This window comes from Ureibacillus thermosphaericus (genome assembly GCF_002370195.2).
Classification (GTDB): domain Bacteria; phylum Bacillota; class Bacilli; order Bacillales_A; family Planococcaceae; genus Ureibacillus; species Ureibacillus thermosphaericus.
Genome location: NZ_AP018335.1, coordinates 1,133,329 through 1,156,823, shown reverse-complemented (window position 1 = coordinate 1,156,823; position 23,495 = coordinate 1,133,329). Strand labels below are relative to the sequence as shown.

19 protein-coding genes are annotated in these 23,495 nt (G+C 37.9%); all 19 read right to left on the bottom strand.

Translation table 11 applies throughout. The annotated features are described in order from the left end of the window. Positions 1-121: 121 nt before the first annotated feature. The 19 genes from UtA1_RS05580 to UtA1_RS05495 all read right to left on the bottom strand — a co-directional run bounded on the left by UtA1_RS05580 (position 122) and on the right by UtA1_RS05495 (position 23,486). On the bottom strand, positions 122-1,774 hold the full coding sequence (locus tag UtA1_RS05580; RefSeq protein WP_096550317.1) for an IS1182 family transposase: 1,653 nt from the start codon (positions 1,772-1,774) through the stop codon (positions 122-124). A gap of 211 nt (positions 1,775-1,985) precedes the next feature. Continuing rightward, the gene (locus UtA1_RS05575; RefSeq protein WP_096550268.1) at positions 1,986-3,188 is read right to left on the bottom strand and encodes a transposase; all 1,203 of its coding nucleotides are present in this window, start codon (positions 3,186-3,188) and stop codon (positions 1,986-1,988) included. A 230-nt stretch (positions 3,189-3,418) separates the two neighbouring features. Further along, on the bottom strand, positions 3,419-5,026 hold the full coding sequence (locus tag UtA1_RS05570; RefSeq protein ID WP_096550316.1) for a CTP synthase: 1,608 nt from the start codon (positions 5,024-5,026) through the stop codon (positions 3,419-3,421). A 402-nt stretch (positions 5,027-5,428) separates the two neighbouring features. Then, positions 5,429-6,013: a DNA-directed RNA polymerase subunit delta gene (rpoE, locus tag UtA1_RS05565; RefSeq protein WP_096550315.1), complete on the bottom strand. Its 585-nt coding sequence runs from the start codon at positions 6,011-6,013 to the stop codon at positions 5,429-5,431. Between the two features lie 69 nt (positions 6,014-6,082). Continuing rightward, positions 6,083-6,241, bottom strand: coding sequence for a hypothetical protein (locus tag UtA1_RS17060; RefSeq protein WP_016837270.1), 159 nt, complete (start codon positions 6,239-6,241; stop codon positions 6,083-6,085). Between the two features lie 251 nt (positions 6,242-6,492). Then, the gene (gene icmF / locus UtA1_RS05560; protein WP_016837271.1) at positions 6,493-9,786 is read right to left on the bottom strand and encodes a fused isobutyryl-CoA mutase/GTPase IcmF; all 3,294 of its coding nucleotides are present in this window, start codon (positions 9,784-9,786) and stop codon (positions 6,493-6,495) included. A gap of 158 nt (positions 9,787-9,944) precedes the next feature. Then, complete coding sequence (locus UtA1_RS05555) at positions 9,945-10,580, bottom strand: TetR/AcrR family transcriptional regulator (protein WP_096550314.1); 636 nt, start codon at positions 10,578-10,580, stop codon at positions 9,945-9,947. Between the two features lie 5 nt (positions 10,581-10,585). Continuing rightward, positions 10,586-11,725: an acyl-CoA dehydrogenase gene (locus UtA1_RS05550; RefSeq protein ID WP_016837273.1), complete on the bottom strand. Its 1,140-nt coding sequence runs from the start codon at positions 11,723-11,725 to the stop codon at positions 10,586-10,588. 60 nt (positions 11,726-11,785) lie between these two features. Next, positions 11,786-12,916, bottom strand: a complete 1,131-nt coding sequence (locus tag UtA1_RS05545; RefSeq protein ID WP_016837274.1) for an acyl-CoA dehydrogenase — start codon at positions 12,914-12,916, stop codon at positions 11,786-11,788. Positions 12,917-12,931: 15 nt separating this feature from the next. Beyond that, on the bottom strand, positions 12,932-13,783 hold the full coding sequence (locus UtA1_RS05540; protein WP_096550313.1) for a 3-hydroxybutyryl-CoA dehydrogenase: 852 nt from the start codon (positions 13,781-13,783) through the stop codon (positions 12,932-12,934). Positions 13,784-13,806: 23 nt separating this feature from the next. Then, positions 13,807-14,994 carry an acetyl-CoA C-acetyltransferase gene (locus UtA1_RS05535; protein WP_096550312.1) on the bottom strand — a complete coding sequence of 396 codons (1,188 nt, stop codon included), beginning with the start codon at positions 14,992-14,994 and terminating at the stop codon, positions 13,807-13,809. A gap of 1,420 nt (positions 14,995-16,414) precedes the next feature. Then, entirely contained in the window at positions 16,415-18,565 is a 2,151-nt protein-coding gene (locus UtA1_RS05530; protein ID WP_096550309.1) for a (Fe-S)-binding protein, read from the bottom strand. A gap of 280 nt (positions 18,566-18,845) precedes the next feature. Beyond that, positions 18,846-19,406, bottom strand: coding sequence for a cob(I)yrinic acid a,c-diamide adenosyltransferase (locus UtA1_RS05525; protein ID WP_016837278.1), 561 nt, complete (start codon positions 19,404-19,406; stop codon positions 18,846-18,848). 15 nt (positions 19,407-19,421) lie between these two features. Continuing rightward, on the bottom strand, positions 19,422-19,835 hold the full coding sequence (locus tag UtA1_RS05520; RefSeq protein WP_197722747.1) for an ATP-binding cassette domain-containing protein: 414 nt from the start codon (positions 19,833-19,835) through the stop codon (positions 19,422-19,424). Beyond that, entirely contained in the window at positions 19,825-20,037 is a 213-nt protein-coding gene (locus UtA1_RS05515) for a hypothetical protein (RefSeq protein ID WP_197722746.1), read from the bottom strand. The genes UtA1_RS05520 and UtA1_RS05515 overlap by 11 nt, the downstream gene beginning before the upstream one ends. 292 nt (positions 20,038-20,329) lie before the next feature. Beyond that, positions 20,330-21,085, bottom strand: coding sequence for an amino acid ABC transporter ATP-binding protein (locus tag UtA1_RS05510; protein ID WP_016837281.1), 756 nt, complete (start codon positions 21,083-21,085; stop codon positions 20,330-20,332). 15 nt (positions 21,086-21,100) lie between these two features. Beyond that, a complete protein-coding gene (locus UtA1_RS05505) occupies positions 21,101-21,805 on the bottom strand; it encodes an amino acid ABC transporter permease (RefSeq protein ID WP_096550308.1) in 705 nt (234 codons plus the stop codon). Positions 21,806-21,820: 15 nt separating this feature from the next. Continuing rightward, positions 21,821-22,534 (bottom strand): amino acid ABC transporter permease, encoded by a 714-nt coding sequence (locus UtA1_RS05500; RefSeq protein WP_096550307.1) that lies wholly within the window; start codon positions 22,532-22,534, stop codon positions 21,821-21,823. 73 nt (positions 22,535-22,607) lie between these two features. After that, on the bottom strand, positions 22,608-23,486 hold the full coding sequence (locus tag UtA1_RS05495) for a transporter substrate-binding domain-containing protein (RefSeq protein ID WP_096550306.1): 879 nt from the start codon (positions 23,484-23,486) through the stop codon (positions 22,608-22,610). Positions 23,487-23,495: the final 9 nt, after the last annotated feature.

Below are 23,495 nucleotides of genomic sequence, written 5' to 3'. Positions count from 1 at the left end.
TTTACCTTTTGTTATTTTCAAATATAGTCAATTGTTTATTAATATAATGAAAATAGTAAAAAAATACAGTTTTTCCTTTTTTATCTGATATTTCATCATAATAAAAGGGGCTGGGACAAAACTAGCTTCTAGATAGGAAAAAGGAGAATTTGAGCCAACTCAAATTCTCCTTTTTCCATTTATCCCCATTATTTTTGGTTAGTTGATCTTTGTTGGCCGTGTATTTTCGTAAATTCACGGCCATTAAGGCAATGCCCATTTCATTTTCCACTTTCGATTTTCCTCGAACGGAAAATCGAGTGAAACGCAAATTAGCCTTCAAGAATCCAAAAACTGGTTCTACGTCTATTTTACGTTGACGGAAAATAGAACCAGCTTTTTCTTCTGAAAGCTTCGCTCTTACATATTCTTTTTGTTGTTCCCATTTTTCATTCACCATGACCTTTCGGTGATTGCCTTCCTTTGCTTTTGTGCATGATGAACGAAATGGACATCCTGAACAGTTTTCACATTCATAGATTTTCAATTCTCGTTTGAAACCAGTCTTATCTGTACGTACAGAACGATAACGGAAGGTTACTCGCTGCTGATTTGGACAAATGTAGGTATCACTTTCTTCGTCGTACATCCAATTGTCTGGATGAAATGGATTTTGTTTATATTTCTTCTTTTGTTCTTTCTCATACATGGTATATGGAATGAGTGCCTCACATTTTCGATTCGAAAGGATGTCTTCATAGTTTTGTTCACTACCATAACCAGCATCTGCGACAATATACTTTGGCAACGAAAAATAATCCTTTTCTATCTCATTCAAGAACGGAATTAATGTACGTGTATCAGTAGGATTTGGAAAGATGCTATAAGCTAGTGCGTATTGACCTTCTGTTGCGATTTGTACATTGTATCCAGCTTTCAATTGACCGTTTTTCATATAGTCGTCTTTCATTCGCATGAACGTCGCATCTTGATCTGTTTTGGAATAACTGTTCCGTTCCCCCAAGATGTCCAAGTCTTTTTGGTATTTTTGTTTTCGTAGAATGAAGTCTACTAATTGTTTGTACGCTTGTTTTGGATATTTTCGTTCGCTTCTTAATGCTTTTCGTTCTGTGGCATCGGGCGATGTTTCTATCTTTTGGTCATATTCCTTAATGACTTCATCGACTTGTTGCACCATTTGAGCGAGTTCTTCAACGGACAGTTCTCCCTCATTTTCCCGCTCCATTTCAGGGATGATTTCTTTTTCTAATAGTTCGTTGTATAACTGATTGGACGTTTCAATTAAGTTTTGGTTGTATTTTTCAATGGATTTCTTCCATACGAAAGTAAATTTATTGGCATTCGCTTCAATCTTCGTACCATCGATAAAAATGGCTTCTTGATCGATTAACTTTTCTTCCACCAGTTGGCAACGGAATTGAACAAAACATTGACGAATTAATTCTTTTACTTCCGGATGCACACGAAAACGATTGATCGTCCGATAACTTGGTTCATATCCTTGTGCCAACCACATCATTCGTATACTGTCCTTTAATAGCGCTTCAATTTTTCGACCTGAAAAGACAGACTGCGAATAGGCACACAAAATAATTTTTAGCATCATGCGTGGATGATAAGCAGGACAACCTGTATTTCGAAGAAACAGCTGGAAGGCTTCATCTGGAATACTTTCAACTAAATGGTGAATATGGAAGGCAATATCATTTTCTTGTAATTTTATTTCTAAATCTAGAGGTAAAACTAATTGATTCATGTTATAATATTTAAACATATGGACCCTTCTTTCTGTTAGTTTTGGTGGTAACTTAATTTTAACAGAAGAGGTCCTTATTTTTTATTGAGCATTTTGCAAAATTAGATTTTTTGGATAAAAGTATAAAAAATAAAGCACTCGACAAATAGCTACCAGCATGTTATTTTACAAAATATTACAATAATCCTGTTTTTGGGCATACCTGCAGAATTTTTCACATTGAATTTTTTTAAGCGGCTTTCTTCCCTTTATTTTCCTTTGCCATCGCTAGCGCTGAAACAAGTAATACAATAGCGTTCAGGTAAATATGGCTCTTTACTTTCTCAATTCCCCATACATGTAGGGAGTTCGACGTAAGGTAGCTTTTCATTCTTGAATTACAGCGTTCTACACTTGTCCTCTCGTTGTAAAGCTCTTTCCAACGTTTTGTATCACGGTGCGGATTGGAATATCGGCGCACATCCTTTTTGATGTCGACTTTTACCACCATTCCATAGTTGGAAGATGAACAGGCTGCCATTCCTAATGGGCAATCCACTTTGCCGGTTGCGTGAGGACATCTGAACTTGAGCTGGTCCTTATCAGCTCCCCAATAAGTCATTTCATAACCCATGGAACAACGCGGAGTTCCATTGGAAGAAATCCCTTCAGGAGGCTCTTTTTCGTTGCGCAAATTGAGCGGGATAATGGCTTGCGCTCCAATGTTTTTGGCTGATTCATAGTTTTTTAGTTGGTCATATCCGCCATCCATGATCAGAAATTCAATTTTGGATTTGGTACGCTCTGCCACTTGCTCGATTAATTCTGGTGCGACTTCTCCATCGTTCACATGGGCAGGGGTTACTTTTATGGCCATTGGCAGTTCGCTTGCGGTATCGACTGAAAGATGCATCTTATAGCCAAACCAGGTAATTTTATTGCCGAAGGAATCATATTTTGCGCCCCAATTGGCATTACCCGTTTGTTCACTACGCTTTTTGGGCTGTTTCTTTTCATAGGCATCAATGGCGGCACTGTCGATGGCCTGGTGGCTGCCGTCAATTATTCCTTCCTCCTGAGCTAACTGTACCAAGTCAAGGAAGATCTTTTCAGCCAGCTTTTTTTTGGTAAGTGCTGCAAAAACCCGGCTGAGAGTGGAGATAGACGGTGCGGGGCGATCAATCGATAAACCGCATTGATAACGGAAACGAAGGTCTTTATCCAATCGATGATGAAGGGCGGTAAAGGTGTCGATGCCTTCGAGTGGGGCAGCGATGAGAGCCCTTAGAATCCCTTCTCTGGAATGACCGTCAGCCCCTCGGGGTGAAGAACTTCTCAACTGTTTAGCATAAGGGCGTAAATCAAGCGAGCTAAAAAAGATAGGTAATTTCTCTTTTGACTCTAATTTTTGCAGTTCTTCAAAGGAAAATAGGCTTTCTTGTAGAATATACAAAGTGACTTCCTCCTTTTGAATTTTTTGTTGTTTCGTCACTTCAAAAATTCTACATTTTAGGGGTGAAGTCCTTTTTTATGTCTTTGAAATCCTTATGGCTCTTGGGTCAAAAAATATGCAAAATGCTCTATTGAAAAAATGAAGAACAGCTCATGAATTTTCATTCCAAAATTTCATGAGCTGTTTCCATTTTAGAGGGGGTTTTGTCCCAGCCTCTTTTTCATTAGCATTTATTGATTTTTGCGGTATTTGAAAGCTGCTCCGATAAACTCACGGAATAAAGGTTGCGGGCGTTGTGGACGAGAAACAAATTCAGGATGGAATTGGCATCCAAGGAAGAATTTTTTCTCTGGTAATTCGATAATTTCCACTAAACGATTGTCAGGGCTTGTACCTGAGAATACGAGTCCCTCAGCTTCCATTGCTTCACGGAATTCATTATTGAATTCATAACGGTGGCGATGACGTTCATATACTAACTCATCTTGATAAGCTTGTTCAGCACGAGAACCTTCTTTTAATTTACATGGATATAAACCTAAGCGTAATGTTCCGCCTAAATCCATATTTTCTTTTTGGTCTGGTAGTAAATCTATGATTGGATATGGAGTATCTTTCACAATTTCTGTTGTATGCGCTCCTTTTAATCCTAGAACATTTCGAGCAAATTCAATTGCCATCATTTGCATTCCTAAACAAATACCAAGGAATGGCACATCGTTTTCACGAGCATATTTAATTGCTGTGATTTTTCCTTCTGTACCGCGATTACCAAATCCGCCAGGTACAATAATTCCGTCTGCATCTTTCAATAATTCATGCACATTTTCTTCTGTAATATCTTCAGCGTTAATCCAATCGATGCAAATATCGGAATCGTAAACGTAACCAGCATGTTTTAAAGCTTCAACAACTGAAATATATGCGTCTTGTAACTCAACATATTTTCCAACAAGCGCAATGCGTGTTTTATGTTTTAAGTTTTTCACCTTATGCACTAGCTCTTTCCAATCAGACATATCAGCTTCTGGTGCTTCGATTCCGAAATACTCTAATACGATATCATCTAAATCTTGAGCATGTAGATTTAATGGCACTTCATATAAATGTTCCACATCTCGAGACTCAATAATGTTGCGAGAGGATACATCACAGAATAATGCTAATTTTTCTTTCATGTCCTCTGAAACTGGTTGTTCTGTACGCACAACTAAAATATTTGGTTGGATACCTAAAGAACGCAATTCTTTTACTGAATGTTGAGTTGGTTTTGTTTTTAATTCACCTGCAGCTCTGATGTAAGGGATTAGTGTACAGTGAACATACATCACATTTTCTGCACCTAAATCAGATTTCATTTGACGGATTGCTTCTAAGAATGGAAGCCCTTCGAAATCTCCAACTGTTCCCCCTACTTCCGTAATTACGATATCCGCACTTGTTTCTCTTCCAGCACGTTGAATGCGCTCTTTAATTTCATTTGTCACGTGAGGAATAACTTGAACTGTTTTTCCATTATAGTCACCGCGACGCTCTTTCGCTAAAACTGTTTGATATATTTTACCGGAAGTTACCGTAGAATGTTTACCTAAATTAATGTCAATAAAACGTTCATAGTGCCCTAAGTCTAAGTCTGCTTCAGCACCGTCATCAGTAACGAATACCTCACCATGTTGATAAGGGCTCATCGTACCAGGATCTATATTTAAATAAGGATCGAATTTTTGAATCGTCACTTGCAAGCCTCGATTTTTTAATAGTCTACCTAATGATGAAGCAACAATCCCTTTTCCTAAGGACGATACTACTCCACCAGTTACAAAAATATACTTCGTCATTTGTAAAATTCCTCCTCAAATATTTCCACTTTTATGAAATTACATAACTTATACTAAATCATTGCTGAATGTTAACTCATCAATAATCCTTTATTCATTTTTTCCTTTTCCTACATTTCCATGCTTACAAGCAACGTTCCAAAAGAGAAAGCACTAAACACAATTACCGAAATTTCCTCATGGCTTGTATTATACACTTCTCTGTGGAACACGTTTATAGGAAATAGGCTTCCTCAAGAACAAAAAATAAAAAACGCTCCTCCTGCATTTTGCAGGGGGAGCGTGAATATATCACGTTCATTCTCCTTCTTAAGGAGCCCAAATAAAAGATTAAACGGAACAAATTAATAAGTCAAGTAGTTTATATAAAAACCATTAAATTTACATATTTACAAAAATTTATTATTCTTCCTCTTCATCGATTTCTACATCTAATTCTTCATTTTCGATTAATAACTCTTCATCACCATCGATTAAATCATCATCGACTTCATCAATATCATCTGGAAGATCTACATCTAAATCATCAAGAGCATCATCGAAGTCGTCCACAAGTTCATCATCGAAGTCGATATCTTCTTCATCTTCATCCAAGAACTCTTCAAATTCTTCTTCAAATACTAAATCATCTTCATCAATGATTTCTTCGTCATCATCAAAGACAGCCATTCTCGCTCTACGTTTACGAGTTTTAATAGTAGGTGCTGTTTCTTCTTCGATTGTTTCGATTTTATACCATTCACGAAGTCCCCACGTGTTATCGTGGTTTAATAAGAAACGACCATCTACATTTAAATCCGTAAAAAATTGTACCAATACTTGTTTAACTTCTTCTTCAGAAAGCCCTTTTAATTCTTTAATTTCATCTAATAAATCGAAAAATGGAGTAGCTGTTTTTTTCTCTTCTAGAATTGCAAACGCTAAGTCTACTAACGATTCTTCTGCTATTTGCTCTTTTGTCATTTCACGAATCTTCAACTCGTGCACGCCCTTTCTTTAATACATACATTACACATGTTAACCATTATATACAAATAATTGTATACTATGCTAGATTCATTTATTGTTTTTTATTTTATAAAAATCTCTGATTGCCATATAAAATAAATAACCTGACAAGATGAGAAGCGGTATTGCTCCTAATTGTTTATTATACAAAAAGAAGGTTGCAATTAGGCATGATAAAATCATAAAATAGTGTCCGTATTGTTTCACTTGCAACCCTCCTCTTCTTGTAACAAACATTATAGCCAATTTTCCTCCAAAGTTGATAAAATTTGCAACAATTTTTTATGAATAAGAGGAAAATTTTCCAAATTTTTTATGTATATGTATAAGAAGAGGAAGCGCTCGGAAGCTAAAAACTTCGAACGTTCCCCCTTGATATGAACAATTAGGTGAAAATTACAACATCTATTATTTTACTATGTGCACTTTATATTTGTAAAAAATATCTACCATAAAGATTACATGTTTCTTCGATATTGGCCGCCAACTTCGTACAATGCTTTCGTAATTTGACCGAGACTTGCTACTTTTACTGTTTCCATTAATTCTTCAAAAATATTGCCGCCAGAAAGTGCAACTTCTTGCAATCGTTTTAATGCTTGGGCACACTCATCTTTATTGCGGTCTTGGAATACTCGTAAGTTTCGAATTTGTTGTTCCTTTTCTTCCTTCGATGCACGAGCCACTTCTAATTTATCAATTTCTTCAATGGAAGCATTCGGATTAATGTACGTATTCACACCGATAATTGGTAGTTCTCCGGAATGTTTCAATTGTTCATAATACATGGATTCTTCTTGAATTTTTCCGCGTTGATATTGCGTTTCCATCGCTCCAAGAACGCCACCACGGTCATTAATTCGCTCAAATTCTTCAAGCACTTTTTCTTCTACTAAATCCGTTAATTCTTCTACGATGAATGAGCCTTGTAATGGGTTTTCATTTTTCGACAGACCGTGCTCTTTCGTAATGATCATTTGAATAGCCATCGCTCTTCTTACGGATTCTTCTGTTGGCGTTGTAATCGCTTCGTCGTATGCATTTGTATGAAGTGAGTTACAGTTATCTTGTAATGCCATTAATGCTTGAAGCGTTGTTCGAATATCGTTAAAGTCAATTTCTTGCGCATGCAAGCTGCGTCCAGATGTTTGAATATGGTATTTCAGCTTTTGGCTGCGTTCATTTGCACCGTATTTGTCACGCATTACAATTGCCCAAATGCGACGAGCCACTCGACCAATCACTGTGTATTCTGGGTCAAGGCCATTTGAGAAGAAGAATGATAAATTCGGTGCAAAATCGTCAATGTGCATGCCACGGCTTAAATAATATTCCACGTACGTAAAGCCATTTGCTAGCGTAAAGGCTAATTGTGTAATTGGGTTTGCCCCAGCTTCCGCAATGTGATAGCCGGAAATTGATACAGAATAGTAGTTGCGAACTTTATGTTTAATGAAGTATTCTTGAATATCTCCCATCATACGAAGGGCGAATTCCGTTGAGAAGATGCAAGTGTTTTGGCCTTGGTCTTCTTTTAAAATATCCGCTTGTACCGTACCACGAACAACTTGTAGCGTTTGTTCTTTAATTTCTGTAAACTCTTCCACTGTTAAAATGCGACCTAATTCTTTTTCTTTCTTTTTCACTTGCTGGTCAATCGCTGTGTTCATGAACATCGCTAAAATGATTGGCGCTGGACCATTAATTGTCATCGATACAGATGTTGATGGGTGGCACAAATCAAAGCCTTCAAATAATTTTTTCATGTCATCAAGCGTGCAGACACTTACACCCGATTCACCAATTTTTCCGAAAATGTCTGGACGTTCATCTGGATCTTCTCCGTAAAGCGTTACAGAATCAAAAGCTGTTGATAAACGTTTTGCCGGATCATCTTTTGATAAGTAGTGGAATCGCTTATTTGTACGTTCTGGTGTTCCTTCTCCAGCAAATTGGCGTTTCGGATCTTCTCCTTGTCGCTTGAATGGAAATACTCCTGCTGTATACGGGAAGGAACCAGGAACATTTTCTTTATATACCCAGCGTAAAATTTCGCCGTAGTCTTTGAATTTTGGTAATGCCACTTTTGGGATTTTTGTTCCGGATAAAGATGTTGTTGTAAGTAATGTTCGAATTTCTTTATCGCGGATTTTTGTTACAAATTCTTCGCCTGCATATGCTTCTTTTACTTTCTCCCAGTTTTCTAAAATTCGTTTAGATTCTGGTGTTAATTCATTTTTTATTCCTTCCGCTAGTGTTTCGAGAGACTTGATAAGAACCTCATCCGGATTTTTTGCTTTTAATTCTTTGATTGTTCCTTCGATTTGGTAAAGTCTTGTTGCAAGTTCTGATTGTTGCTCTACTTTTTTATGATAGTTGCGAACTGTATCTACAATTTCGCGCAAATAGAATCGGCGGTCATTTGGAATGATCACATCTTGTTTTTCTGTTTTAGAGACGATTTCATAGGAAGTTTCCCAATTGTAGCCGAATTTTTCGTTGATTTTCTTCACAAGCGCTGCAAATAAAGCGTTTGTTCCTTTGTCGTTAAATTGACTAGCGATTGTGCCGTAAACCGGCATTTCGTCTAATTGTTGGTTCCATAATTCATGAGAACGTTGATATTGTTTTTGCACTTGACGAAGAGCGTCTTCAGAACCTTTTCGCTCAAATTTGTTGATAGCGATTAAATCAGCAAAATCAATCATGTCGATTTTTTCTAATTGTGTTGGTGCACCGAACTCGCTCGTCATCACATACATGGATAGGTCTGTATATTTCGTAATTTCCGCATCCCCTTGACCAATTCCACTTGTTTCTACAAAGATTAAATCAAAGCCCGCTGCTTTCACCACATCAAGAATATCGCCGATAGATGCAGAAAGTTCTGAACGAGATCCGCGCGTTGCAAGGCTTCTCATATATACTCGTTTATCGAAAATAGCATTCATGCGAATACGGTCACCAAGTAATGCCCCACCTGTTTTTTGTTTTGTCGGGTCAACAGAGAGAATCGCGATTCGCTTATCTGGGAACTCTCGTAAAAATCTTCGTACAAGTTCATCCGTAAGTGAAGATTTTCCAGCTCCCCCTGTTCCGGTGATGCCGACAACCGGCGTTCCTTTGCTTCTTTGGCGAGCTTGTTTCAACATTTCGGTAATTTCAGGGTCGCCGCCAACTTCCGCTGCCGTAATTAAGTTCGCTAATATTTCTGGTCGATCTGTCGATAATTTATCTAGAAGCTCTAAATAGTTCCCTCTCAGTGTTGAGAAGTCTGCTCCTTTGAGTTTTTCGTTTACCATTCCTTGCAACCCAAGGCGCATGCCGTCTTCTGGTGAGAAAATACCTGCAATACCATAGTCGTGGAGTTCTTTTATTTCTCTAGGTAATATAACTCCACCTCCACCTCCATAAATTTTGATGTGAGGTGCCCCTTTTTCTTTAAGCAGGTCGTACATGTATTTGAAGTACTCCATGTGACCGCCTTGATAAGAAGAAACAGCAACAGCTTGTGCATCTTCTTGAATCGCTGCGTTCACCACTTCTTCTACAGATCGGTTATGGCCAAGGTGAATTACTTCTGCCCCGCTTGCTTGAAGGATTCTTCTGATGATGTTTACCGATACATCATGACCGTCGAAAAGGCTAGATGCTGTAACGAATCGAACGTGATTCTTCGGACGATATACTTCCGTTGTTGGACGGTTTATTTCAGTCTTTGATGTCTTATTCTCTGTTTGCATTTGAACCATATAATAAAACCCCTTTCATTTAAAAGTGAACGAAATCTCCCGGTTGTTAAAGTGTACTTCTTTTCATGAAAGATGCACATCGAAGAAAAATAAGGTTGAGGCGATAAAACACCGCTTTGCAAACGAAGGTATCGTATGCAATTTAGCGGTGTTTACCCCTATTTTTCACGAAAATGTAGAATCCCCGATAAGAATAATCTCGTTTGCAATGCAATAAATTCTTCAGTTGTATATTTTTTGTGATACGCCCATTTGCGGAATGCCCAGCTTTGTCCTTGGATTACTAAGTGGTTTGCTGCTAAATAGATTTCTTGATCTGTCAGCTCTATTTCTCCCGATTTCACGCAAGATTTCAATATTTTCTCAAATAACGAAACCATCTCTAGCTCTTTGCTTAATACGTATTGCATTGCTTCTTTTGGCAATGATTTTGTCTCTTGATACATGACTGTAAATTCATCAATCATGCGATCAATTAACAAGAAGTATTGTCGAATTGCTTCTTCTAGTTCTTCAATTGTTCCCTTTTGCGTTGAAATGTCTGATAAACACATCGTTACTTTATTGTAGATGTGGTCACAAACTAAATAGAGTACATCTTCTTTCGTTCGAATGTATTCGTACAATGTTCCAATACTAAATCCAGCAGCTTTGGCTATTTCCCTTGTTGTTGCACGATGAAAGCCCTTTTCTTTAAATAATTTAACGCTTGCTTCAACGATTTGTTGGCGTCTTAATTCGATAAGGCTTTCATCTTTGACGGAAGTTTGTACGATAATTTTTTCCTTGCTCATACCTGTTACTTTGTCAACATGCGAGAGATTACAAGTCTTTGAATCTCTTGCGTTCCTTCATAGATTTGCGTAATTTTTGCATCACGCATGTAACGCTCAACAGGATATTCTTTCGTATAACCGTATCCTCCAAAGACTTGCACAGCTTCTGTCGTCACTTTCATTGCTGTATCTCCCGCCATCAATTTTGCCATCGCGCTTGCTTTTCCGTAAGGCAAGCCTTCGGATTCTAGCCAAGCTGCTTGATAAGTTAATAGTCTTGATGCTTCTACTGCTGTAGCCATATCTGCCAGTTTGAAAGAGATCCCTTGATTTGCTGCGATTGGTTTTCCGAATTGTTCGCGTTCTTTTGCATATTCAACAGCTGCATCCAACGCTCCTTGGGCAATTCCTACCGCTTGGGCTGCAATTCCGTTTCGTCCACCGTCTAATGTTTGCATTGCAATTTTAAAGCCTTCTCCTTCTGCACCAAGTAAGTTTTCTTTTGGAACTCGGCAGTTGTCAAAGATAATTTCTGCTGTAGGTGATGAACGGATTCCCATTTTGTCTTCTTTTTTCCCAACTTGGAAACCTGGGAAACTTGATTCAACGATAAAGGCGCTAACTCCTCTTGTTTTTGCTTCCGGATTTGTTAATGCGAAGACAATGTAGATGTCTGCGATACCACCATTTGTGATGAAGATTTTTGAACCGTTTAGCACGTATTCATCTCCATCCAGAACAGCTGTTGTTTTCATCGCGCCCGCGTCACTACCTGAACCAGGCTCAGTTAAGCAATATGCACCGATTTTCTTCCCTTCTGCCATAGGTCGAAGGTATTTTTGCTTTTGTTCTTCAGTACCGAATTTATAAACTGGCCAACCCGCTAATGAAGTATGAGCTGAGAGAGTTACACCTGTTGACGCACATACGCGAGAAAGTTCTTCTACAGCGATTACATAAGCTAAATAATCAAAGCCAGCTCCACCGTATTCCTCTGGCCAAGGGATTCCTGTCAGTCCAAGTTCCGCTAGTTTATCCCAAATTTCTCTATCAAAGCGTGCTTGCTCATCACGTTCTTGAGCTGTAGGTGCTACTTCATTTAGCGCGAAATCTCGTACCATTTCTCGCAGTTGTAAATGTTCTTCTGACAATTGGAAATTCATGGTTATCCCCCTTTTTTGAGTTTGGCACTTCTACTTGGATATTGAGACAGTACCAGAATCTTATAAATGTTTGCTAATTACAATGCGTTGAATTTCACTTGTGCCTTCGTAAATTTCAGTAATTTTTGCATCACGGAAGTAGCGCTCTACCGGATACTCTTTTGTATAACCGTATCCGCCAAATACTTGAACTGCTTCGATTGCCACTTCTCTCGCTGTTTGTGATGCAAACAACTTCGCCATCGACGCTTCTTTACCGCAAGGCAAGCCTTTTGAACGTAGGTCTGCCGCACGATAAACGAGTAGTCTTGCAGATTCTACCGCTGTTGCCATATCTGCAAGCTTAAACCCAATTCCTTGATTCGCAATAATTGGCTTACCAAACTGTTGACGCTCGCCTGCATATTTCACTGCAGCATCTAAAGCCGCTTCTGCAATACCAAGAGCTTGTGCTGCAATCCCGATACGGCCGACATCTAAGTTTGCCATTGCGATTTTAAAGCCTTCTCCTTCTTCTCCGAGGCGATTTGCTTCCGGCACTTCCATGTTTTCAAAGCTCAGTTCAACTGTTCTAGAACCGTGTAAGCCCATTTTTTTCTCATCTTTTCCTATGATGAGGCCTGGAGTATCTTTTTCAACAATGAACGCCGTTACCCCGCGGGAACCTTTTTCAGGATCTGTTTTAGCAAAGACGATATAAACATCTGCCTCTCCACCATTTGTGATGAAGATTTTTGAGCCGTTGATGATGTATTTATCGCCTTTTTTCACCGCTCTTGTTTTTAAGGAAGCAGCATCGCTTCCTGCAGATGGTTCTGTTAAACAAAAGGCTCCTAAATATTCTCCTTTTGCGAGTTTTGGCACATATTTTTGTTTTTGTTCTTCATTTCCAAAATATAGAATTGGATTTGTGCCAACAGAAGTGTGCACAGATAGAATAACACCAATTACCGCGCTTACTTTGGAGAGTTCATTAATGGCGATGATATACGAAATAAAATCCATTCCAGAACCGCCATACTCTTCTGGAACAGTAATCCCCATTAAACCGAGCTCAGCCATTTTGTTTAAAATCGGCCTAGGAAATTCACCTGCTTCCATTTTTTCGACAAACGGAGCAATTTCGTTTTGTGCAAAATCTCGAACCATATCACGCATCATGAGTTGCTCTTCTGTGAAGTTCAAATTCAACGGTTTCACTCCCTGCTATTCGTAGATGTAGAAACCGCGGCCTGATTTCTTTCCTAACCAACCAGCTGCCACGTATTTGCGAAGTAGAGGACACGGACGATATTTGCTATCTCCTAATCCTTCATGTAAGATTTCCATAATGTATAGACATGTATCTAAACCGATGAAATCTGCTAGTTGAAGTGGTCCCATTGGATGATTCATGCCTAATTTCATAACATCGTCGATTGCTTCTTTTGTCGCAACGCCTTCATATAGTGCATAAATCGCTTCGTTAATCATCGGTAGGAGAATGCGGTTGGATACAAATCCCGGGAAGTCATTCACTTCTACCGGTTTTTTGCCTAACTCAATCGCCATTTGTTCTACCGTTTTGTATACTTCATCAGCCGTTGCAAGACCGCGAATTACTTCCACCAGTTTCATAACTGGCACTGGATTCATGAAGTGCATACCGATTACTTTTTCAGGTCGTTTCGTTACTGCTGCAATTTCCGTAATTGGAAGTGAAGATGTATTTGTCGCAAGAATTGCATGTTCCGGTGCAATTTCATCTAGTTGCTTAAAAATAGATTGCTTGATTTCCATATTTTCTGTTGCTGCTTCGATTACAATATCCACATCACGAGCATCTTCTAAGCTCAAGGATTTCGTAATTCGATTTAAAATCGCTTCTTTTTCTTCAGCAGTTTTACGTCCCTTTTCCACATCGCGAGACAAATTTTTCGTAATTGTTGTAAGACCTCGTTCAAAGTATTCTTCTTTAATGTCGTTTAATTTTACTTCAAATCCTGCTGTAGCACATACTTGAGCAATGCCTGAACCCATTTGTCCAGCACCAACAACCATTACTTTTTTAATTGCCATTTCTTTTCCCCCATTTGTTTGAATTAATTTTTCGGTACTTCTACCATGATGGCATCCCCTTGACCACCGCCAGAGCAAATAGCTGCGATGCCAATTCCACCACCACGACGTTTTAATTCGTAGCAAAGAGTTAAAATGATTCTTGCACCTGAAGCACCAATTGGATGACCTAATGCAACCGCTCCTCCGTTTACATTCACTTTGTTTGGATCGAGTCCAGCAATTTGGTTGCTTACAAGAGCAACTGCTGCAAAGGCTTCATTAATTTCAATTAAGTCAATTTCATCAATCGTTTTGTTTGTTTTATTTAAAATTTCACGAATCACAAGTCCTGGAGTTTGTGGGAAGTTTTCTGGCTCAACAGCAACTTCCGCATGAGCTAATACATACGCGAGCGGTGTGCGTCCTTCTTCCTTCGCTTTTTTCTCACTCATTAATACAAGTGCACAAGCGCCATCATTTACTCCCGGAGCATTTCCAGCAGTAATTGTGCCGTCTCGGTCGAAAGCAGGTTTTAAATTTGCTAGCGCTTCCAATGATGTTTCTCTGCGAGGCGCCTCATCTTCTTTTACAACTAATGTATCTTTGCGAGTTTTTACTTCTACCGGAACGATTTCTTCAGCCAATTTCCCTTCATCAATCGCTCGGATTGCTAATTGATGGCTACGCAATGCCCATGCATCTTGTTCTTCTCTTGAGATGTTGAATTCCTTCGCTGTTCCGTTTCCATAAGTCCCCATATGAACCTTATCTGGATGGAAGGAACAAGATAGGCCATCATAAATCATGCCATCAACAACTGTTGAATCTCCCATGCGTAATCCCCAACGACCCTTTTGCAAGTAATACGGAGCATTGGACATCGATTCCATTCCCCCAGCAACAATGACTTCTTCTTCACCTAGGCGAATTAATTGATCAGCAAGTGTCACACTTCTCATACCTGATGCACAAACTTTGTTGATTGTTTCTGTTTTTACTGACCAAGGAATTCCCGCTTTTGCTGCTGCCTGGCGAGAAGGAATTTGTCCCTGCCCTGCTTGAAGAACCGTACCCATAATTACTTCATCCACTTGATCCACCTTGACATCTGCCCTTTTCAATGCTTCTTTAATGGCAATACCTCCAAGATCAGAAGCAGTAAGAGTTGATAATGCGCCACCGAATTTGCCAAAAGGTGTTCTTGCACCCTCTAATATAACTGTTTTCAAACATTCCACCCCTTTATCGAAACGTGCGTAAATCTTGAATGTTTTATTATTTTGTTAAATACAATAATAGTAGTACTGAGTGTTGATAATCGATTGAACGCTCGCTCAGTATTAATCATAAGAAAAAGCGGAGTTGTTTAGAACTCCCTTTTCTATTCTCCCTATTATTTTACTGAAAATTAAGTAGATTAGCAATCGATTTTTCTTATTTTTCTAGCAATTTAATATTTCAGTATAATATTTATACCCCAAATACCTCTCTTTATCCTTATTGGATGTACTCGCCTCGCCAATACTTTAACCTCCTCGTGAATCAATATTTTTATTCCCAAAGAATTCGCTAATTGTCTAATTCAAAAGAATTATAGTCAATCTTCAAAGGATAATAGTCAATGTCGAATACATAATTGCCAAGGGAACAAATATTGATTCCGACATTTACGATAATAGTCAACTTCCTGATAATAATAGCCATTCTTCAAAAGATAATAGTCAAAGCTGTGTACTTAATAGCCAATCCTATAAAAACAATCTCTGACAGACGAGATAATAGTCAAAATCCATCACATTATAGTCAACTTTCTAAAGATAATAGTCAAAGTCGTTTACATAATTGCCAAGGGGAACAAATATTGTTTCCGACATTTACGATAATAGTCAACTTCCTAATAATAATAGCCATTCTTCAAAAGATAATAGTCAAAGCTGTGTACTTAATAGCCAATCCTATAAAAACAATCGCTGACGGACGAGATAATAGTCAAAATCCATCTCATTATAGTCAACTTTCTAAAGATAATAGTCAAAGTCGAATACATAATTGCCAAGGGAACAAATATTGTTTCCGACATTTACGATAATAGTCAACTTCCTGATAATAATAGCCATTCTTCAAAAGATAATAGTCAAAGCTGTGTACTTAATAGCCAATCCTATAAAAACAATCGCTGACGGACGAGATAATAGTCAAAATCCATCACATTATAGTCAACTTTCTAAAGATAATAGTCAAAGTCGAATACATAATTGCCAAGGGGAACAAATATTGTTTCCGACATTTACGATAATAGTCAACTTCCTGATAATAATAGCCATTCTTCAAAAGATAATAGTCAAACTTGCGCATTTAATAGCCAACACCAATACACACGATTTCTAAAAGACGGGTTTGCATCCAAACTCCCAAATCGAAAAGGGGCGTCTGAAAAGTCATTTTGAGATGCCCTCTTTGCGGCTGTCGCTAGAGCTTTCGCCGCAGATAAATTGCGGCTGTCGCACATGCTTAGCCGCAGATAAATTGCGACGAGGAGGCGCGTTTGATGTGACCACCGCAGGAGCAAAGTTTTTAAGAGAATATTCCTATAAGAAGTAAGGCTGTTCAGAAAGTGTTCGACTTTCTGAACAGCCCCTTCAAACATTTTTACTGTACTTCTACAGTTTCTTCTTGTGATGATTCACCCGATTCGATTTCTTTTGCTCTTTCTCCGAAGACAGATCGTTCTAACAATTCACATACATCATATGTTCCGATTTTGTCTTCCACTTCTTTTGCTTTCGTGCCGTCTGTAAGCATCGTTAAGCAGTATGGACAGCCTGAAGAAATCACAGATGCATTTGTCGCTAATGCTTGTTCTGTACGAGCAACGTTAATGCGATTTCCTACACGGTCTTCCATCCACATTAATCCACCGCCTGCACCGCAGCACATTGCTGTTTCACGGTTGCGTTCCATCTCTACTAATTTCACGCCAGGAATCGCTTTTAAAATTTCACGTGGCGCATCATATACGTTGTTATAGCGTCCTAAATAGCAGGAATCGTGGAATACGATTGTTTCATCCACACGGTGGTTCAATACAAGCTTGCCTTCCTCAATGAGCTTGTATAACAATTCCGTATGGTGATAAACTTCCCCTTCCCATCCGAAATCTTTATATTCATTTTTGAAGATGTTGTATGCGTGTGGATCGATTGTTACAATCTTTTTCACGCCATATTTCTCGAACTCTTGAATGTTTCCTTGAGCTAGTTCTTGGAATAAAAACTCGTTTCCAAGACGTCTCGGTGTATCACCAGAGTTTTTCTCCTTATTTCCTAAAATCGCAAATTTAACACCCGCTGCATTTAATAATCTAGCGAAAGACATCGCGATTTTTTGTGAACGGTTATCGAATGAACCCATGGAACCTACCCAGAATAAATATTCGAAGCCTTCTTCAGATTTCATTGCTTCTTTTACTGTTGGAATGTGAACAGTTGAATCTGAGTCACGCCAGTTCTCTCTTTCTTTACGGTTAAGCCCCCATGGATTTCCTTGGCGCTCAATATTATTTAACGCTCGTTGTGCATCAGGATTAATTTTTCCTTCTGTCATCGTTAAATAACGGCGTAAATCGATAATTTTATCAACATGCTCATTCATTACTGGACATTGATCTTCACAATTTCGGCAAGTTGTACAAGCCCAAATCTCTTCTTCTGTAATAATATCACCAATTAATGATGGAGAATAAATATCTTCAATGACCGCACCTTCAGCACCTGCCGCCATTGCCAGTTGATTACCTTTCGTTTTATTCCAAACTAACGTTGGCACCCAAGGTTTTTTCTTTGTCACAACGGCACCAGTATACGTTAAATGGTCACGTAGTTTAACAATTAAATCCATTGGCGATAACATTTTTCCAGTGCCGGATGCTGGACACATATTTGTACAACGTCCGCATTCTACACAAGAATATAAGTCTAACAATTGGATTCTTGTAAAATCTTCAATTTTTCCAACACCAAATGATTCTGCTTCTTCATCCTCGAAGTCGATTTTGCGCAAGCGACCAGCTTTTCCTGCTCTTTTGAAGAAAAGACCAATCGTAACAAATACTTCGTGGAATTGTTTAGATTGGGGTACAAATACGAGGAATGTGAACACCGCTAACATATGTACCCACCAAAATACATTAAATAGCACATTTGCAACTACCGGGCTTAAGCCGCCAAAAAGGAATGCAAATATACCTGAAAATGGAGCAATGACAAAATTCGGCTCATTTTCATGTGCAACCGTTTCAAAACCTAGAGCAAGGAAAATAGAAAGACATAGTGTAATTAACGCAATATATACAAAAGCCGCTTTCTTATCTCTTTTCCATTGTAAACGTGTTAGCTTTTCACCATAACGGCGATAAGCTGCATAAACAAGAGCACATAACATTAAAAACATCGTCCACTCTTGCATAAACGTGAAGAATGGATGAAGAGCTCCTAACGGAAATGTATATCCTGGAATAAATCCTTTGATGATTAATTCAATTAATCCTAATTGAATAATAAAAAATGCATAAAACAAAATAAGGTGCATTACACCACTTTTACGATCTTTGAACAATTTGTTTTGTCCAAGAACGTTAATCCAAAAATTCTCAAATCGCTCTTTGAAACTGATTTCCAACTCTTCTTTTTTACCAAGTTTAATATATTCTAATCTTGTTTTCACTGAATAAACAAACAGATAAACTGCATACAGAACAACGGCTATAAATAATAACCCGTTCACTAGCAAAAAACCATTCATATCTAATCCCCCTTGTTTGTCATGTGAACACAACAATTTATATCATTCATTTTAATTATGAATGAGCATTCAGTCAACAACTATTCGAAAATTTCTAAATTTTTAGCCGGTTGAACTAGAATACTATATTTACTAAATATGATATATAATTTTACACAATTAAAAAAGTAGAAATTTTTACAAAAATATTGCCTAAAATACAAAAATCCAAGCGCAACATAAAAAATTTCACACTTGGATTTTTTTTACTATAGCAAATTCAATATTTTAATATACAGTATTATCGAAATACATCGCCGCCTCGAATATATTCCACATCTTTTACATTCAAGCGATAATTAACGGCACGAGCAGCAACAAAGAAATAATCTGAAAGACGATTTAAATATTTTTGAATTACTCCTGGGACATCTTCTACTTCATTCATCAGCGTAACTACCTGTCGCTCTGCGCGTCTTGTCACCGTTCGAGCAATATGGAGTGTTGCTGCTGCCGGTGATCCGCCTGGCAAAATAAATCGTTTAATTGGTGGCACTTCCTCAGAAAGTACATCAATACGTTTTTCTAACGCCTCTACGGAAGCTTCCTGCAATTTGTATTTTCTTTCTTTCATGACATTTGCTAAATCCCCACCGCAATCAAAAAGTTCGTGTTGGATTGTTTCAAGATCCTTCAGAATATCTTGAAATTTATTTGGATCTAATTCCGTTACAGCTTTACCAATAAATGAATTCAATTCATCGATTGTTCCATACGCTTCCACACGAACGTGGTCTTTACTAACTCGACCACCAATTAAACTCGTTTTCCCTTGATCCCCTGTTTTTGTATAAATTTTCATCGTTCCATCTCCCTTTTATAAATTTGAATGGCTTCCACCGTTGCTTACCCTTGTCGCATACCATCCTAAACCTGCATTATGAACCGCTGATGACAACACTTTTAAAGGCAATTCAGCAATAAAGGCAATGTAATCCTCTCCCTTTTGTATATTGGATAAGGAAACGGATTTTTCCTTTCTCCGCTCTTCAAAATCTGGGAGAATTGCCATTTGCGGTTTCGGTTGCTCAGGATGGGCTTGCGTTGAAATACGCGCTTCATATATATCCATGATTTGCTGTTCAATAATTACTTCATGAGGCTCACCGTATGCTTTTACGCTCCCAGCCTCCATGAGCAATAAATGATCGCAATATAGGGAAGCTAAATTGATATCATGAAATACCGATACAACGGTTAAACCATGTTCCGTCACTTCTTTACGTATCATATCCAAAATTTGTTTTTGATGTGCAATATCTAAATGGCATGCGAATATTCCATAAAATACTAAATGCTCTCGGATTGATTTCTTCATTCCATAAAGATGATAATGGAATATCAACAGAACCAATTGATACCCCAAACCAAAAGTTTATAAGTAATAGAAAAATAGAGGAGCCGTAAGCGAGTAATAATTTTTTCTTCACCATCTATCCTCTCCCCCTCTAAATTATGTATCGTAAGTTTCCATACGTCCTCCAATTGATTCGTATCAACTTTTGAAAAATAAAAAAGCTCCCGCCATAAAACGAGAAACAGATAGCCAACATGCGTACCTTGCTCCCTCAAAGATTGTGCGCTCTTCACCCAGAAAATTTCATCCTAATTATTCTTAATTATAGCTTATTCTTTAAGCATTATCGTACGAATTCTAAAAAACAGAAAAAGGTACAAAAAAACACTCTCAAATCTATAACATGAGAGCGTTTCATTAAATGAAGATTAAATTTCGTAATCAAAAGACCCTGGCAATACACGACGTAAAAATTGTTTTGTTCGAATCTCTTTAGGCGAAACAAAAATATCATGCGGTGTACCTTCTTCAACAATCACACCGCCGTCCATGAAAATCACTTTATTTGCGACGTCTTTTGCAAAGCCCATCTCATGGGTAACAACAAGCATCGTCGTACCTTCATTGGCAATCTCTTTCATCGTATTTAATACTTCCCCTACTAGTTCTGGGTCAAGAGCGGATGTTGGCTCGTCAAATAAAATAATATCCGGGTTTAAAGCGACAGCTCGAGCAATTCCAACACGCTGTTGCTGCCCTCCTGATAGCTGGCTTGGATAATAGTCGTATTTTTCGGATAAACCGACTTTATCTAATGCTTTTTTCGCAATTTCTCTCGCTTCGGCTTTCGGCACTTTGCGAGCAATAACTAACCCTTCCATTACGTTTTCAATGGCCGTTTTATTGTTAAATAAATTATAGTTTTGGAATACGAAGGCAGTTTTTTTACGTACTTGTTGCACTTCTTTTTTCGTCGCATTTTTTAAATCTACTTCTAAGTCCCCGAATCTTGCAGTTCCTTTATCTGCTCTTTCTAAAAAGTTAATGCATCTAAGCAGTGTCGTTTTCCCGGAACCACTTGGACCTAGAATGACTACAACGTCCCCTTTATTGATCTTTAAATCTACACCTTTTAAAATCTCATTTTTACCAAAGGATTTATGAATGTCTTTAATCTCTAACATTATTTGCCTCCTTCCTTAAGCATTGGCAACTTTGTAACGGCTTAACCGTTTCTCTAAATACTTAAATAATTGTTCGACCGCAATACAAATAATTAAATAGACAATGAAAATATCAATATATGCTTCCAAATAGTTATAACCAAAGTTTGCTGCTACTTTTGCCTTTAATGTAATCTCTTGTAAGGAGATGGCATAACCTAATGAGGTTGCTTTAATTAAGTTTACCGTTGTATTCGCAATGTTTGGCAAGGCAGAGACAAGAGCTTGCGGAATAATAATTCTTCGATATGCTTGAGCTGTCGTTAAACCGACAGAATAGGCAGCTTCCAATTGTCCTTTTTCAACAGTCGATAAGGCCGAGCGGAATACTTCAATTAAAACGGCTGACTTGTTGAAAGCGAAAATAACGAATGCATACCATATCGGATGAATTTTATACACTTCATAATCGATGTTATATTTTTCAAACGTCATATTTAATAGAATCGGTATAAAACTATATAAAACAAAAATTTGGATAATGATTGGCGTACCGCGAACGAATGATACATAAATTTTCGCTAGTTGATTCAGTACCGGAATTTTATTAATTCTTGTTAAAGCGAAGAAAAACCCGATCGGCAAAGCAATCGCAAGAGCAACAACAGTCACAAGCAATGCGATCGGCACGCCTGATAATGCAACGAAAAACGTATCGATTAAAAATTCTATATTTAACATTTGTTACTCCACCTCCTACGATGCCTTTATCGAGCGGGAACCTTTGCTGAAAGTTTTTTCAAGGAGTTCGAATATTTTTTCAATGACAATGGAAATAACCCAATAAATCACGGCTAATGCAATGTATATTTCTAACGCATGGGAATTAAAGTTACTTGCAATAATCAAGTTTGCTTTTCCAACAATGTCGATAAATCCAATTGTGTAAGCTAATGCCCCTTCTTGTAAAATGGCAATTAGACCGTTTCCGAAGTTAGGAAGAGCTACAACAAAAGCTTGTGGGAAAATGATGCGTCTGTATGCTTGCCATGGCGTCAGCCCAACACTTACCGCCGCCTCAAATTGTCCTTTATCAATGGATTGAATTGCGGAACGAATCACTTCAGACATCATGGCTGCAAATTGTAATGAGAACGTAATAACGACAAAAACACCTGTATAAATATTTTGTAAATTCACATTAAACAATGAATCTGCTAAAAATGGAACACCATAGTAGACTAAAAACAATAGAACGATGGATGGCGTACAACGCATAATCGTTGTATATCCATGGGCGATTACTTGCAGCACCTTACTTTTGCCCATTTTCATAAAGGCTAAGACTAAGCCAAGCAATGTACCAAAGAATACGGCAAGACCCGCCACAGCAAAAGTGATTTTTAAGTATGGCAATAATTGCGGAAATGCTCCCCATAAATAGCCAATATCAAAATACTTTTCAAACATTCTCTCACCACTTTTCATGAAAAAATGAAGGCTGTAAGGTGATTGGTACCCAACAGCCCGTATATCAAGATGATTATTTAGACTGACCTTCTACTCTTTCTAATACTTCAAATAGGTCACGTCCATAGTGTTTAACCATTAATTCGTTTAATGCATTTGTTTGTTTAATTTCTTTAATTACTTCGTCGAAAGCATCTGCCAATTCTTGATTGTTTTTGTTAAATAGTGTCCAAGTTTTGATAACAGTGAACTCGTTATACACTACTTCGTCTTTTAGATTATGGTATGGACCTTCTGGATCGTTGATTTGTTTATCGATAACTGGTTCAAGTGCAATTGCACCATCTGCACGTCCTTCGTTTACCCATTGTACAGCGTCCACAGCAAATGTATCGCCAGCAACTAATTTCACTGGGTTATCTGGATTTTCTTCGTTGTATTTCGCTACTACTGTGTATTGAGCGTTATTAGCTGCAATTGGAGCTAATTCTAAACCAGCAGCTGCGAAATCGGATAAATCTTTAATATGTTCATTTTCTTTTTTCAATAGTAATCCAACGCTGCTTAATCCTGTGAATTCTTTAGGGAAAACATATTTTTCTGCACGTTCATCTGTATAGAAAATGTTTTTAACCCCTAAATCGTATTTCCCTTGTTCTACACCGATTAATAAATCATCATCTGTAGTTCCGATATATTCAAATTCATAGTCTTCCAATTTTTCATCAACAAGTCTTAGCATATCTAATTCGTATCCTGCTGGTTCACCGTTTTCATCTTGATACGTAATCGGCTTCCAAGAAATTGCATAAGCGACTTTAATTTTTTTCACATCCGATGAATCTTGGGAAGTTTCTTTATCAGTAGATTTTTCATCTCCGCCACCACATGCAGCAAGGGATGCTGCTAGTAAACCAATCGCTCCTAATTTAAAAAATTTTTTAAAATTCATTGTTGTTTC